Source organism: Saccharothrix sp. S26, from assembly GCF_021390395.1.
Classification (GTDB): domain Bacteria; phylum Actinomycetota; class Actinomycetes; order Mycobacteriales; family Pseudonocardiaceae; genus Actinosynnema.
This window is the reverse complement of the sequence record NZ_JAJUWT010000015.1, coordinates 39,962-54,245: the sequence shown is the minus strand read 5'-3', so window position 1 is coordinate 54,245 and position 14,284 is coordinate 39,962. Positions and strand designations below refer to the sequence as shown.

Annotated in this window: 17 protein-coding genes; 14 read left to right on the top strand and 3 right to left on the bottom strand. The window is 70.8% G+C overall.

What is annotated here, in order from left to right:
• Positions 1-175 precede the first annotated feature (175 nt).
• Positions 176-586 carry a hypothetical protein gene (locus LZG04_RS24440; RefSeq protein WP_233820521.1) on the bottom strand — a complete coding sequence of 137 codons (411 nt, stop codon included), beginning with the start codon at positions 584-586 and terminating at the stop codon, positions 176-178.
• Positions 587-833: 247 nt separating this feature from the next.
• On the opposite strand from LZG04_RS24440, the gene rpmE reads away from it, so the two are divergent.
• The 5 genes from rpmE to prmC all read left to right on the top strand — a co-directional run bounded on the left by rpmE (position 834) and on the right by prmC (position 5,692).
• On the top strand, positions 834-1,046 hold the full coding sequence (gene rpmE, locus LZG04_RS24435; protein WP_233820518.1) for a 50S ribosomal protein L31: 213 nt from the start codon (positions 834-836) through the stop codon (positions 1,044-1,046).
• Positions 1,047-1,133: 87 nt separating this feature from the next.
• On the top strand, positions 1,134-2,189 hold the full coding sequence (prfA, locus tag LZG04_RS24430) for a peptide chain release factor 1 (protein WP_233820516.1): 1,056 nt from the start codon (positions 1,134-1,136) through the stop codon (positions 2,187-2,189).
• Positions 2,190-2,210: 21 nt separating this feature from the next.
• Positions 2,211-3,416, top strand: a complete 1,206-nt coding sequence (locus LZG04_RS24425; RefSeq protein ID WP_233820514.1) for an acyl-CoA thioester hydrolase/BAAT C-terminal domain-containing protein — start codon at positions 2,211-2,213, stop codon at positions 3,414-3,416.
• A gap of 10 nt (positions 3,417-3,426) precedes the next feature.
• The gene (gene lpdA / locus LZG04_RS24420) at positions 3,427-4,812 is read left to right on the top strand and encodes a dihydrolipoyl dehydrogenase (protein ID WP_233820512.1); all 1,386 of its coding nucleotides are present in this window, start codon (positions 3,427-3,429) and stop codon (positions 4,810-4,812) included.
• Between the two features lie 19 nt (positions 4,813-4,831).
• Positions 4,832-5,692 (top strand): peptide chain release factor N(5)-glutamine methyltransferase, encoded by an 861-nt coding sequence (gene prmC / locus LZG04_RS24415; RefSeq protein WP_233820511.1) that lies wholly within the window; start codon positions 4,832-4,834, stop codon positions 5,690-5,692.
• A 51-nt stretch (positions 5,693-5,743) separates the two neighbouring features.
• Here prmC and LZG04_RS24410 read toward each other — a convergent pair whose 3' ends face one another.
• Complete coding sequence (locus LZG04_RS24410; RefSeq protein WP_233820510.1) at positions 5,744-6,412, bottom strand: hypothetical protein; 669 nt, start codon at positions 6,410-6,412, stop codon at positions 5,744-5,746.
• Positions 6,413-6,463: 51 nt separating this feature from the next.
• Between LZG04_RS24410 and LZG04_RS24405 the strand changes: the two genes are divergently transcribed.
• From LZG04_RS24405 to LZG04_RS24395, 3 genes are all read left to right on the top strand, one after another.
• Entirely contained in the window at positions 6,464-7,111 is a 648-nt protein-coding gene (locus tag LZG04_RS24405; protein WP_233820503.1) for a hypothetical protein, read from the top strand.
• Between the two features lie 72 nt (positions 7,112-7,183).
• Positions 7,184-7,834: an L-threonylcarbamoyladenylate synthase gene (locus LZG04_RS24400; RefSeq protein WP_233820501.1), complete on the top strand. Its 651-nt coding sequence runs from the start codon at positions 7,184-7,186 to the stop codon at positions 7,832-7,834.
• A 110-nt stretch (positions 7,835-7,944) separates the two neighbouring features.
• Complete coding sequence (locus LZG04_RS24395) at positions 7,945-9,105, top strand: glycosyltransferase family 4 protein (protein ID WP_233820499.1); 1,161 nt, start codon at positions 7,945-7,947, stop codon at positions 9,103-9,105.
• Between the two features lie 56 nt (positions 9,106-9,161).
• Here LZG04_RS24395 and LZG04_RS24390 read toward each other — a convergent pair whose 3' ends face one another.
• Positions 9,162-9,332, bottom strand: a complete 171-nt coding sequence (locus LZG04_RS24390) for a hypothetical protein (protein WP_233820498.1) — start codon at positions 9,330-9,332, stop codon at positions 9,162-9,164.
• A gap of 104 nt (positions 9,333-9,436) precedes the next feature.
• Here LZG04_RS24390 and LZG04_RS24385 point away from each other — a divergent pair, with 104 nt between their 5' ends.
• From LZG04_RS24385 to atpA, 6 genes are all read left to right on the top strand, one after another.
• Positions 9,437-9,895 (top strand): hypothetical protein, encoded by a 459-nt coding sequence (locus LZG04_RS24385; protein WP_233820497.1) that lies wholly within the window; start codon positions 9,437-9,439, stop codon positions 9,893-9,895.
• Between the two features lie 152 nt (positions 9,896-10,047).
• On the top strand, positions 10,048-10,827 hold the full coding sequence (gene atpB / locus LZG04_RS24380) for a F0F1 ATP synthase subunit A (RefSeq protein WP_233820496.1): 780 nt from the start codon (positions 10,048-10,050) through the stop codon (positions 10,825-10,827).
• 76 nt (positions 10,828-10,903) lie between these two features.
• Positions 10,904-11,149, top strand: coding sequence for an ATP F0F1 synthase subunit C (locus LZG04_RS24375; RefSeq protein ID WP_121231937.1), 246 nt, complete (start codon positions 10,904-10,906; stop codon positions 11,147-11,149).
• A 31-nt stretch (positions 11,150-11,180) separates the two neighbouring features.
• Entirely contained in the window at positions 11,181-11,732 is a 552-nt protein-coding gene (locus LZG04_RS24370) for a F0F1 ATP synthase subunit B (RefSeq protein ID WP_233820495.1), read from the top strand.
• Between the two features lie 10 nt (positions 11,733-11,742).
• The gene (locus LZG04_RS24365; protein ID WP_233820494.1) at positions 11,743-12,570 is read left to right on the top strand and encodes a F0F1 ATP synthase subunit delta; all 828 of its coding nucleotides are present in this window, start codon (positions 11,743-11,745) and stop codon (positions 12,568-12,570) included.
• Between the two features lie 61 nt (positions 12,571-12,631).
• Complete coding sequence (gene atpA / locus LZG04_RS24360; protein ID WP_233820493.1) at positions 12,632-14,278, top strand: F0F1 ATP synthase subunit alpha; 1,647 nt, start codon at positions 12,632-12,634, stop codon at positions 14,276-14,278.
• Positions 14,279-14,284: the final 6 nt, after the last annotated feature.

The following is a 14,284-nucleotide window of genomic DNA, read 5'->3' as shown; positions in this document are numbered from 1 at the left end:
CTTCGGGCGTTCGGAGGGCTTCGGCGTGTTCGCGGGGCCTTCGGGCGTTCGGCGGGCCTTCGGGCGTCCGCGGGGCCTTCAGGGCGTTCCGGGCGTTCCGGGGCGTTCGGGGGAGCCTTCAGGTGTTCGGCAGCACCCTCGGGTGTTCGCCCGGCTCTTCCGGCGTTCTCGCGGGTCAGCAGGGTGGCGTGGGCGCGGCGAGCCCCGCCTCGGCCAGCGCGGCCGTGCGGCGGCGGTCGTGGAAGTACTGGGCGACCAGCAGCGCGGTGACCGGCACCCCGAGGGCCACCACGGCGCCCACGGGCACCCGCACGCCGTCCAGCAGCACGCCCACGGCCAGCACCGCGGCCAGGTACGGCCAGCGCAGCCACGCGCGCTGCCACCGGGCGGTCCACAGGACCGCGTTCGACGTCGCCACCCCGACGGCGACGCCCGCCCCGAACACGGGGCTCGACAGGGCCAGGTACCCCGGGGCACCCAGCAGCAGGCCACCCAACCCGGTGAGGCCGAGGACGGCGATGCTGAACAGGAACGGCACGGCCAGCCACGTGGTCAGCGGCAGGGGACGCCCGACAGTGCACAACACGCGGTCAGTGTGGCGTCCACGCAACGCTGTGCGCTGCTCTCTGTAGTTCAGCGGTTACCTCGTGCGCCAAATGGTCGACCACCATCGGTGAGCGGTTGTGACGCTTCCCACCGGGAACAACCAGGACGGGGCGCGCGTTGCAGTCGGTGACCGCCGATCTGGCACACTGTCGGGTCGAGTCCGGCTCCGGTTCACCTCGACGAACCCCAACGAGGACCCGGCGGCCACTTAGGAAAGGGACAAGACGTTGAAGACCGGTATCCACCCCGAGTACGTGACGACCCAGGTCACCTGCAACTGCGGCAACACCTTCAGCACGCGCAGCACCCAGTCGTCCGGCGCCATCCACGTCGAGATCTGCTCCAACTGCCACCCGTTCTACACGGGCAAGCAGAAGATCCTCGACACCGGTGGTCGGGTCGCGCGCTTCGAGGCCCGCTACGGCAAGCGCGCCAAGTAGCTGCCAGAACGGCGTCCACCCCGATCTCGCGGGTGGGCGCCGTTGTCGTCTCCACACCCCGAAGCACGCCGAGACCGGAGCGAGATCGTGACGCTGGACGCCCTGCTGGCCGAGCACGCCGAGCTGGAAGCCAGGCTCGCCGACCCCTCGGTGCACGCCGACCAGGCGGGCGCGCGGAAACTCGGCAAGCGCTACGCCGAGCTGACCCCGATCGTGAAGACCGCTCGCGAGCTGGAGCAGGCCAAGTCGGACCTGGAGACCGCCCGCGAGCTGGCCGCCGAGGACGCGGTGTTCGCCGAGGAGGCCGAGGAGCTGGCCAAGGCCGTCCCGGCGCTGGAGTCGAAGCTGACCGAGCTGCTGCTGCCGCGCGACCCGCACGACAGCGCGGACGTCGTGCTGGAGATCAAGTCCGGTGAGGGTGGCGAGGAGTCGGCGTTGTTCGCGGGCGACCTGCTGCGCATGTACCTGCGGTACGCCGAACGCCACGGGTGGAAGGCCGAAGTGCTCGACGGCACGGATTCCGACCTGGGCGGCTACAAGGACGTCACGGTGGCCATCAAGAGCCGCGCGGACACCCCGGACGGCGTGTGGTCGCGGCTGAAGTACGAGGGTGGCGTGCACCGCGTGCAGCGGGTGCCGGTGACCGAGTCGCAGGGCCGCATCCACACCTCCGCCGCCGGCGTCCTGGTGTTCCCCGAGCTCGACGAGGTCGAGGTCGAGATCGACGAGAACGACCTGCGGGTGGACGTGTTCCGCTCGTCGGGCAAGGGCGGGCAGAGCGTCAACACGACCGACTCGGCGGTGCGCATCACGCACCTGCCGACCGGCATCGTGGTGTCCTGCCAGAACGAGCGCAGCCAGTTGCAGAACAAGGCGCGGGCGATGCAGGTGCTCCAGGCCCGGCTGACCGCGTTGGCCGAGGAGAAGCAGCAGCAGGAGGCTTCGGACGCCCGCCGCTCGCAGATCCGCACGGTGGACCGCTCCGAGCGGGTCCGCACCTACAACTTCCCGGAATCACGCATCTCCGACCACCGGGTCGGGTACAAAGCCCATAACCTTGACCAGGTGCTCGACGGCGATCTCGACGCGTTGCTCGACGCGTTGGCGGCGGCCGATCGGGCGGAGCGACTCGCCGGCGGGTGAGCGACGAGGAGGGCGCGCGCGATGGCCGAGATCCTGGTGACACCGCGCAGTGCCCCGCTCGACGCCGAGCTGGCGATCCGCGTGGTCGACCTGCCGCCGGACGAACGGGCCACGATCCGCGCGTCGACGGGCGACTGGGCGGCCTCGGCGGTGTTCCTGGCCGACGAGCGCGGCGTGGTGGACCTGACCCGGCACGCGCCCGTCGAGGGCGACTACTCCGGTGTCGACCCGATGGGGTTGTTCTGGTCGATGACCCGGACGGGTGAGGAGCCGGGGCCGACGGTGGTCGAGGTCGTCGGGGTCGGCAAGGTGGAGGTGGACCGGCGCGACGTGCCCGAGGGCGTGCGGCGGACCGAGGTGCGCGAGGACGGCCTGGTCGGCGTGCTGTTCGAGCCGGACGACGGCGAGGTCCACCCCGGCGTGGTCGTGCTCGGCGGCTCCGAGGGCGGGTTGCCCGAGCTGGACGCCGGGCTGCTGGCCGGGCACGGGTTCGCGGCGCTGGCCCTGGCCTACTTCGGCGTGCCGGGCGTGCCGGACGACCTGGTCGAGATCCCGCTGGAGTACGTCGGGGCGGCGCTGGACTGGCTCGGCGCGCGGGCGGGTGCGCTCGGCGTGGTCGGCGGCTCGCGCGGCGGTGAGCTGGCGCTGCTCGTCGGTTCGACGTTCTCGCAGGTCAAGGCCGTGGTGAGCGTGGCGGGCAGTGGTGTGGTGACGCAGTGCATCGGGCCCGGCCCGCGGTTGTTGCCGAAGCTGGAGCACGAGGGCGCGTCCTGGACCTGGCAGGGCAGGCCGCTGCCGTACCTGCCGTACTCGATCCCCGACGAGCTGCGCCACCGGGTCGTGTCGGGCAAGCCGGTGGCGCTGACGTCGGCGTTCGACTTCTCCGACGGCATCGCGGAGGACGCCGAGATCCCGGTCGAGCGCATCGCCGGCGGTGTGTTGCTGCTCTCATCCGGTCGGGACGAGTCGTGGCCGGCCGTGGGGCTCAGCGAGGTCGCGTGGCGCCGGTTGACGGAGCGAGGGCACCGGCACCGACACGAACGGGTGGTATACCCCGAGGCAGGACACCTGATCGCGGGGCCGCCGCACCGCCCCGCGACGCAACTGGTCGTGCCCGGCCCGGGTGTGACCTTCTCGATGGGCGGCACACCCGCCGCCACGGCCGCCGCCCGGGCCGACGCGTGGCGTCGGACCGTTGAGTTCTTGTCCGACCAACTGGGCACCTAATGTGTCGTTCATGAGCGCACACTTTGACGTCGTGGTCCTCGGTGCGGGGCCAGGCGGGTACGTCGCCGCGATCCGGGCGGCCCAGCTGGGGCTGAAGACGGCGGTCATCGAGGAGCGTTACTGGGGCGGGGTGTGCCTGAACGTGGGCTGCATCCCGTCGAAGGCCCTCCTGCGCAACGCGGAGCTCGCGCACCTGTTCACCCACGAGCAGAAGACCTACGGCATCCAGGTCGACGGCACGGTGAAGTTCGACTACGGCGTCGCCTTCGAGCGCAGCCGCAAGGTCGCGGACGGGCGCGTCAAGGGCGTGCACTTCCTGATGAAGAAGAACGGCATCACCGAGTACAACGGCTACGGCACGTTCCGCGACGCCAACACCATCGAGGTGAACGGCGAGACCGTCACGTTCGACCACGCCATCATCGCGGCGGGCGCGAAGACCCGGCTCCTGCCCGGCACCGAGCTGTCCGAGCGGGTGGTGACCTACGAGGAGCAGATCCTGTCCAAGGAGCTGCCCGAGAGCATCGTCATCGCCGGCGCGGGCGCCATCGGCGTCGAGTTCGGCTACGTGCTGCACAACTACGGCGTGAAGGTCACCATCGTCGAGTTCCTCGACCGGGTGGTGCCGCTGGAGGACGCGGAGGTGTCCGCCGAGCTGGCCAAGCGCTACAAGCGCATGGGCATCGACGTGCGCACGTCCACCCGCGTGGAGTCCATCGACGACAGCGGCGCGAAGGTCCGCGTCACCGTGTCGAAGGACGGGCAGCAGGAGGTGCTGGAGGCCGACAAGGTCCTCCAGGCGATCGGCTTCCAGCCGCGCGTGGAGGGCTACGGGCTGGAGAACACCGGCGTCGGGCTGACCGAGCGCGGCGCGATCGCGGTCGACAACCGCGGCCGCACCACCGTCCCGCACATCTTCGCCATCGGCGACGTGACGGCGAAGCTGATGCTGGCGCACGCGGCCGAGTCCATGGGCATCGTCGCCGCCGAGACCATCGCGGGCGCGGAGACCATGGAGCTGGACTTCCCGATGATCCCGCGCGCGACGTTCTGCCAGCCGCAGATCGCGTCGTTCGGCTGGACCGAGGCGCAGGCCCGGGAGAAGGGCTTCGACGTGCGGGTGGCGAAGTTCCCGTTCACCGCGAACGGCAAGGCGCACGGCCTGGCGGACCCGAACGGCTTCGTCAAGCTGATCAGCGACGCCAAGTACGGCGAGCTGCTCGGCGCGCACATGATCGGGCCGGACGTGACGGAGCTGCTGCCGGAGCTGACGCTGGCCCAGCAGTGGGACCTGACCGTGCACGAGGTGGCGCGCAACGTGCACGCGCACCCGACGTTGAGCGAGGCGGTCAAGGAAGCGGTCCACGGCCTGGCCGGCCACATGATCAACTTCTGATCCGCCTACCCTAGCTGCCATGACCCGACACCCGTTGCGGCTGGCCATCATCGAAGCGGAGCGGATGCTGGCCGCGGCGGGTGTCGACAGTCCGCGCGTGGACGCCGAGCTGCTCGCCGCCCACGTGCTCGGCGTCGAGCGCTCCAGGCTGCCGCTGATCCCGCTGGTCGACCCGCCGGTGGTGGACGCGCTGCACAAGGTCGTGCGGCAGCGCGCGACCCGCGTGCCGTTGCAGCACATCACCGGTCGGGCGCACCTGGGCGGGCTGGACCTGGAGGTCGGCCCGGGGGTGTTCATCCCGCGCCCGGAGACCGAGCTGATGCTGGAGTGGGGCCTGTCCACTGTGGAGTCGAAAGACCCCGTCGTGGTGGACCTGTGCACGGGTTCCGGCGCGCTGGCGCTCGCGGTGGCGCACCGGTTGCCGCGCGCGTCCGTGCACGCGGTGGAGCGCGATCCCGCGGCCCTGGCCTGGGCCCGGCGCAACGCGGAGGCGCGCGCGGTCGCGGGCGACACGCCGATCACCCTGCACGCGGGCGACGTGACCGCGCCGGACGTGCTGGCGGACCTGGACGGTCAGGTCGACCTGGTGCTGTGCAACCCGCCGTACGTGCCGGACGGGACCGAGGTGCAACCGGAGGTCGCCGAGCACGACCCCCGGCACGCGGTGTTCGGCGGTGAGGACGGGCTGGAGGTGATCCGGCACGTCGTCGCGCTGGCCGCGCGGCTGCTCAAGCCGGGCGGGCACGTGGCGATCGAGCACGACGACAGCCACGGCGTCATCGTGCCCGCGCTGCTGTCCACCCGCCGCGTGCTGACCGACGTCGCCGACCACCGCGACCTGGCCTGGCGTCCCCGCTTCGCCACCGCCCGCCGCGTCTGACCTCGCGGTCGCCCCGACCGCGCACCGGACCCGGACATCACCGCGGCCCGGTCACGGGCGGGCGTGGTCGATCAGCGCGGCCAGCCGGGAACGGGTCTGCGCCCATTCCCCGGCCGGTCCGCGGGCGTAAACCACGTATTCGATCCCACCCGTTTCCCAGTACGCCACGGCCACCCGTTCGGGCGCGCCCTCCACCAGTTCTTCGAAATCCCACCGCACCGCCGGGAAATCGCGGATCCGGTCGCCGGTCAACGCGAGCCTGGTGTGGCCGGGCTCCCGTTCCCGCTCGACCGCGGCGGCGGTGATCCGGTCGAGCAGGGGCACCGCCGGGTCGGTGACCGGCGCGCCGCCGAGGCGGATCTCGCGGCGCGGGTCGGCCGGGTCGGTGGCCACGAGCGTGGTCGCCACGGTGCCGGCGCCGACCGCCCAACCCGCCGGGATCGCGGTGCTGAGGCCGCCCGGGGCGTCCACCCGCCGCAGGTCGGGAGGCAGTTCGGTGGTCGTGGTCGGCGCGGCGGAGGGTGCGGTGGTGGTGGTCGCGGTCGTCGTGGTGATCACCGGCACCACGACCGCCGCGACGGTCGTGGTGGGCGTGGCCGTGCGCGCGTCCAACGCCAGGAAACCCGCCGCCCCGGCCACGGCGACGTACGCGACGGCCAGCGACAGCGCCAGCGGAAGCGCGCCGATCGGGTTCCTGGCATTCACCGGACGCCTCGCCATCGCCGATAATCTGGGGGTCAACGCTCCGCCGAGTAAATCGGAGAACCGCCGATGGCTGTCAATAAGCCGAACGAGTGGAGCGAGCTGCGGGAATGGCTCCTGACCCGCATCCGGCACGTCGACCTCACCGAATTCGCCGACCACGACCGCGTCCGCCTGGCCCGCGCGCTGGACGCGGTGATGTCGGCGTTGGCCGACGGGCACGACGACGAGGGCGATCTCGCCGCCGCCGCGGTGCGCGGCGAACTGGAGCGCGGCGGCACCGCCCGGGCGGACGACGTGCTGCGCACCCACCTGGCGATCGCGCTGGCGGCCCGCACGGCGCGGGTGCGGGGCATCACCCCGGACGGCGCGCTCGTCGTCACCGGGGCCCGGCAGTGGGCCCGGTGCCGAGCCCTGGCCGAGGAGGTCGTCGCGGTCAGCCCGGACCCGGAGCTGACCGCGTTCGCCACCGAGCTGCTCCACCGCCTCGACCGGGCCCGCCGGTGGAGGTGGGTGGAGCCGGACGTGTGGACCGCGGCGGTGGTCGGGCTCGCCGTGCTGGTGCTGCCGTTCGTCGGCGCCGCGATCGGCGACCCGGCGGTGACGGTGGGTGGCGTGCTCGTCGGCGGCGCGCTGGTCTTCGGCTTCGTGGTCGCGCACCGCAAGCGGCAGTGGTCGGTGGACGCGGAAGCCGCGTTCGGCCGACGCGGCGGCTGACCCTCCCGTGCCGCCGCGGTCGGGTGTGACCTCGGCCGCTGCGACGCTCCGCGCTGTGCTTGGATCAGCAGGGTGAGCACGGTCTACGATTGTGGCGTTCCGGCTGATCGGGCGGCAGGGCTCGCCGCGGCCGCGGGTGCGGTCCGGTCCGGGCGGCTGGTCGTCCTCCCCACCGACACGCTCTACGGCATCGGGTGCGACGCGTTCGACGCGTCCGCCGTGCGTGCCCTGCTGGAGGCCAAGGGTCGCGGGCCCGACATGCCCGTGCCGGTGCTGGTCGGTTCGTGGACCACCATCGACGGGTTGGTCCTCGGCGTGCCGCGCCAGGCGCGGGCGCTGATCGAGGCGTTCTGGCCCGGCGGGCTGTCGCTCGTGCTGCCCCACGCGCCGTCGCTGGCGTGGGATCTCGGTCACACCAGGGGCACCGTGATGCTGCGGATGCCGCTGCACCCCGTCGCGCTGGAGCTGCTGCGCGACGTCGGCCCGATGGCGGTGTCGAGCGCCAACAAGTCCGGGTTCGCGCCCGCGACCACCGCCCAGGAGGCGTGGGACCAGCTCGGCGAGGAGGTCGGCGTCTACCTCGACGGCGGCCCCGCCACCGACAACACCGCCTCCACCATCGTCGACCTGACCGGTCCCGACGCCGTGGTGCTGCGCGAGGGCGCGGTGCCGGTGGCCCAGGTGTCCGAGGCACTGGGCGTCGAAGTCGAGGTCGCCCGCTAGTGGATCTTGTCGATCGGAGTAGCGTGGTGGTCCCGTCGCACGAACCACCCCGACGGGATCCGATGCAGCAAGATCCACCCCACACCCCATCGCCGAGGGGCTAGCCTGCCGTGGGCCAGTTGCCTGCCGTGTCCAACGTCCTCCCCGTCCGGGAGTACCTGCTCGTCGCGCTGACCGCCGCCGTCGTGACGTTCCTGCTCGTCGGCCTGGTGCGCGCGTTCGCGTTCCGCATCGGCGCGGTCGCCTACCCCCGGCAACGGGACGTGCACGTCCAACCCATGCCGCGCATGGGCGGCCTCGCCATGTACGGCGGGGTGCTCGGCGGCATGCTCCTGGCGCACCAGCTGCCGGTGCTGCGCTCGGCGTTCGACTTCTCCTACGACCCGTACGCGGTGATCGTGGGCGGCGGCGTGATCGTGCTCGTGGGCGTGCTGGACGACCGGTTCGAGCTGGACTCCCTGACGAAACTCGCCGGCCAGGTCACGTCGGCGGGCATCCTGGTGCTGTTCGGCCTGCAGTGGCTGCTGTTCTGGGTGCCGTGGGGCGACGACGGCGAGGGCACCGGCTCGCTGCTGTCGCTGGACCAGAACCAGGGCGCGATCCTGAGCGTGCTGCTGGCCGTGACCATGGTCAACGCGATGAACTTCGTGGACGGGCTGGACGGCCTGGCCGCGGGCATCGGGCTCATCGCCGCCGCCGCCACCTGCGTGTTCTCCATCGGCCTGCTGGCCAACAACGGCGGTGACGTCGGGGCGTACCCGCCCGCGCTGATCGCGGCCACGTTGGCGGGCGCGTGCCTGGGCTTCCTGCCGCACAACTTCAACCCGGCGCGGATCTTCATGGGCGACTCGGGGTCGATGCTGATCGGGCTGATGCTCGCGGCGGCCACGATCTCGGCCTCCGGGAAGATCAACTACGAGTCGGTGCGGGCCACCGACGTCCTCGGCCTGCTCTCGCCGCTGGTCGTGGTGGCCGCGGTGCTGTTCGTGCCCCTGCTGGACCTGCTGATGGCCGTCGTGCGGCGGACCCGCCGGGGCGAGAGCCCGTTCTCCGCGGACAAGATGCACCTGCACCACCGGCTGCTGGAGATCGGCCACTCCCAGCGCCGCGCGGTGCTGTTGATCTACTTGTGGGCGGGTGTGCTGGCGTTCGGCGCGGTCGCGCTGACGCTGTTCGACGTCGTGGTCGTGGTCTGGTGCCTGGCGATCGGACTTGTTCTCGCACTGTTGGTCTCCGCGATACCCAGGCTTCGCGAAGTGCGCCGCACGTAGAACGCGGAACGGGGTGGCGCCCGAGCTGCCGCCACCCCTGCTTCGCCCCTTGCAGGTCAGCTGCCCGCCGAGTCGACCGACAGGGGTTCTTCCGGCGGCTCGGCGACCTGCCCGGGACGGGCTTCACGGCCGCCTTCGCCGCCGCGGCCACCGGGCCGGCGGCCCAGGACGCCGAGCGCTTTCTCGATCACCTGGCCGCGGCCAACGTCCCGCAGGGGCAACGACATGACCGCTTCTTCGTGCAGGACCTGCGGCGCGAGCACGCGAACAGCGCGCCCTCGCCCCGGGGTGGGGTGACGGACGTCCGCGCCAGGTTCCTACACTCTGGTACATGAGCCAGGACCGACCTGCGGAAACCACCGAGTGGACCCACGAGGCCGTCGTGCGGCGACTCGCGGGGGAGATGTACCGCAGCGCGCTGTGGGCGGCGCTGGGCACGGTGGCCGCGGGCGCGGTCCTGTGGACCGTGCTCGCAGGTGTCCCCGGCCTCGTCGCGGCGCTGATCGGCGGCGCGATCGCGTGCCTGTCGTCGGCCGGGACGCTGCTGCTCATGCACCGCACCGCCGCGATGCCGCTCCAGGTGATCATGGTGGCGGCGTTCGCCGGGTTCCTGGGCAAGCTGATCCTGCTGTTCGCGGTGATGCTGCTCCTGCGCAAGTTCCCCGTGCTGCACACCAACGCGCTGGCGCTGACCATGGCCGCGACCATCCTGGTCGCCACCGCGATGGAGGTGCGCGCCTCCAGGCGCAGTCGCAGTCAGATCGTCATCCCGACCCCTGGCAACACCTGATCTACCGGCTGGTACGGTGCGCGCAAGACGGGACACCCAGGTAGGTGGGGTGCCTCTCGCAGGCGCTTGCGGTCCGTAAGGTACGTTAAGTCCCGATCGTGACGATTCCCCCGGCGGAGTGAACGCCGGCCGGGAGAACCGGAAGGAACACAGTGACCACGTTGGTGCTGGCCTCGGGTGGCGAGTTCGTCGCGCCCGGTGTGAAGGACTTCTTCCCCCCGGCGATCTTCGGCTCGGTCGACAAGCCGATGGTGCTGCTGGTCCTGTCGGTCCTCATCATCGGGGCGTTCTTCATCCTGGCGACCCGAAACATGAAGCTCGTCCCGGGCAAGTTCCAGTTCCTCGCCGAGTCGGCCTACGACATCGGGCGCAACTCGATCGCGCGTGAGCAGATCGGCGGCAAGGACTTCAAGCCCTTCGTGCCGCTGATCCTGACCGTCTTCACCTTCGTGCTGGTGAACAACCTGTTCGGGCTCGTCCCGTTCGTCCAGTTCCCCACGATGGCGCACATCGGCTTCCCGCTCGCCGTCTCGGTCTTGGTCATCTATCCGGTTTACCACTTCGTGGGCTTCAAGCGCCACGGTTTCGTCGGCTACCTGAAGCACGCCACCATGCCGCCCGGTGCGCCCTGGTTCGTGCTCATCCTGCTGATCCCGATCGAGTTCTTCCAGAAGTTCGTCCTGAACCCGCTCACGCTCGCCATCCGGGTCTTCGCGGCGATGTTCGCGGGTCACCTGCTGCTGCTGGTGTTCACCCTCGCGGGTGAGTTCCTGCTGCTCAACGGCGGCATCACGGTCGTGGTGGCCCCGATCGCCTTCCTCTTCGCCATCGCGCTGACGTTCCTGGAAGCGCTGATCATGGTCCTTCAGGCCTACATCTTCGCCCTGCTGAGCGCCAACTACATCGGCGCCGCGCTGGCGGAAGAGCACTGAAAAATAGTCAAGCCTCCGATCCGCGATGCCTTTCGCGGACCGAGTTGGAAAGGGAACAGCACAAGTGAGCGCATCCATCGTTCTTGCTCAGGAAGCCGCCTCCGGTGTGACCAACGCGGGTCTCGCCGCGATCGGCTACGGCCTCGCGGCCATCGGCCCGGGCATCGGCGTGGGTCTGATCTTCTCCTCGGTCATCAGCGGCACCGCCCGCCAGCCCGAGGCCCGCGGCGTCCTGCTGAGCCTCGCCTGGACGACCTTCGCCATCGTCGAGGTCCTCGCGCTGCTCGGCTTCGTCGTGTACTTCCTCGCGTCGGCAGCCTGAGCACCTGTTCATCGCATAAGAGAGGTTTGTGATGAAAACCCTCATCGTGGCGGCGGCGGAGGGGGAACCGATCAACCCGGTCCTCCCCCACACTTCCGAGATCATCATCGGCCTGATCGCGTTCCTGCTGCTCTTGTTCGTCATCAAGAAGTTCGTCTCGCCGAAGTTCGAGGCGGTCTACGCGGAACGTGCCGCCAAGATCGAGGGCGGGATCGAGAAGGCGGAGCAGGCGCAGGCCCAGGCGCAGGCGACGCTGGAGCAGTACAAGGCGCAGCTCGCCGAAGCCCGTGCCGAAGCGGCTCGCATCCGTGACGACGCCCGCATCGAGGGCGAGCAGATCATCAGCGAGCTGCGCGCCAAGGCGCAGGAGGAGTCCGCGCGGATCATCGCGCAGGGGCAGACCCAGCTCGAGACGCAGCGCGCGCAGATCGTCGCGGAGCTGCGCGGCGAGTTGGGCCGACTGGCCATCGACCTGGCTGACCGGGTCGTCGGCGAGTCGCTGGAGGACGAGGTGCGCCGTCGGGGCACCGTCGACCGGTTCCTCTCCGAGCTCGACGGCACGTCGGCTCCGGCCGCCAAGTGAGGGAACGCCGATGACGCTGCACGCCGCTAGCCGTGACGCCCTGGCCGCCGCCGAGCTGCGGCTGCTGGAGGTCGTGGACGGCACCGAGGACAGCGCGGCCCTGGGCGACCTGGGCAGCGAGCTGTTCGCGGTCGTCAGCCTGCTGTCGGCGCAGCCCCCGCTGCGCCGGGCGCTGGCCGACAACTCCTCGGACCCCGCGTCCCGGGAACAGCTGCTCCGGGGCCTGCTCGACGGCAAGGTCGGCGAGGTGACGGTGCAGGTGCTGGCCACGATCGTCACCGCGCGCTGGTCCAGCCCGCGCGAGCTGGTCGACGGCGTCGAGTCGCTGGCCCGCACCACGCTGCTGGTGCGGGCCGAACGGGACGGCAAGCTCGACTCCGTCGAGGACGAGCTGTTCCGACTCGGCCGCATCATCGCGGGCAACCACGAGCTGGAGCTGGCGCTGTCCGACCCGGCGGCCGAGCCCGCGGGCAAGGTCGCGCTGGTCGACAGCCTCGTGGCGGGCAAGGTCGACGCGACCACCAAGACCCTGGTGGACCAGCTCGTCCGCGAGCCGCGTGGCCAGGGCGTCGTCAACGGCCTGGGTGAGCTCGCGTCGCTCGCGGCCAAGCGCCGGGAACGTTCCGTCGCCCACGTCCGTTCGGCCGTCGAGCTGGACGCGGCACAGCAGGAGCGCCTCGAGGCCACGCTGACCCGGATCTACTCCAGGCCGATCGCGTTGCACGTGGAGGTCGACCCGACGCTGCGCGGCGGCCTGCTGATCAAGATCGGCGACGAAGTCATCGACGGAAGCGTGGCGGGTCGGTTGGCGTCCCTGCGCCGCGACCTCGCCGGCTGACCGAACCGGAACCGCGGCCCACAAGCCCCTTTCCCGAAAACGAAGTGAGAGCAGGAACGACATGGCGGAGCTGACGATCTCGTCGGACGAGATCCGCAGTGCGATCGAGAAGTACGTCTCGACCTACTCCCCGGAAGTCAGCCGGGAAGAGGTCGGCGTCGTCGCGGAGACCTACGACGGCATCGCCATCGTCGAGGGTCTGCCCGGCACCATGACCAACGAGCTGCTGGAGTTCCCCGGCGGCGTGCTCGGCGTGGCCCTGAACCTGGAAGTCCGCCAGATCGGCGCGGTCATCCTGGGCGACTTCGACAAGATCGAAGAAGGCCAGGAGGTCAAGCGGACCGGCCAGGTGCTCTCCGTGCCGGTGGGCGACGGCTTCCTCGGCCGCGTGGTGAACCCGCTCGGCCAGCCGATCGACGGCCTCGGCGACATCGTGGCCGACGACAACCGCGCGCTGGAGTTGCAGGCGGCGACCGTGCTGCAGCGGCAGCCGGTGAGCGAGCCGATGCAGACCGGCATCAAGGCCATCGACTCGATGACCCCCATCGGCCGCGGCCAGCGCCAGCTGATCATCGGCGACCGCAAGACCGGCAAGACCGCGGTCTGCATCGACACGATCATCAACCAGAAGAAGGCCTGGGAGTCGGGCGACCCGAAGCAGCAGGTCCGCTGCGTCTACGTCGCCATCGGCCAGAAGGGCTCCACCATCGCGGGCGTCAAGGCCGCGCTGGAGGAGGCGGGCGCGCTGGAGTACACCACCATCGTCGCCGCCCCCGCGTCCGACTCGGCCGGCTTCAAGTGGCTCGCGCCCTACACCGGCTCGGCCATCGGCCAGCACTGGATGTACCAGGGCAAGCACGTCCTGATCATCTTCGACGACCTGACCAAGCAGGCGGAGGCGTACCGCGCCATCTCGCTGCTGCTGCGCCGCCCGCCGGGCCGCGAGGCCTACCCGGGCGACGTCTTCTACTTGCACTCGCGCCTGCTGGAGCGCTGCGCGAAGCTGTCCGACGACATGGGCGGCGGCTCGATGACCGGTCTGCCGATCATCGAGACCAAGGCCAACGACGTGTCGGCGTACATCCCGACCAACGTCATCTCGATCACCGACGGCCAGTGCTTCCTCGAGTCCGACCTGTTCAACGCCGGTGTGCGCCCGGCCGTCAACGTGGGCATCTCGGTGTCCCGCGTCGGTGGCGCCGCGCAGACGAAGGCGATGAAGACGGTCGCCGGCTCGCTGCGGCTGGACCTGTCGCAGTTCCGCGAGCTGGAGGCGTTCTCCGCGTTCGCCTCCGACCTCGACGCCGCGTCGCGCGCCCAGCTGGACCGCGGTGCCCGGCTGGTGGAGCTGCTCAAGCAGGGCCAGTACTCGCCGGTGCCGATGGAGGAGCAGGTCGTCTCCATCTACCTCGGCACGAACGGGCACTACGACGACATCCCGGTGGGCGACGTCCGCCGCTTCGAGTCGGAGTTCCTGGACCACGTGCGGCGCAGCCACGAGGTGATCCTGTCCGACATCCGCGAGTCCAAGAAGTTGTCGGACGACACGGAGAAGGGCATCGTGGACGCCGTCACCGCGTTCAAGCAGCAGTTCACCGCGTCCGGCGGCGCGACCGCGGTCAACGACGTCCCCGCCGAGGCGATGGACGCCGACAAGGTCGGGCAGGAGTCGGTGAAGGTCAACCGGCCCGCTCCGACCGAGAAGTGACGTAGG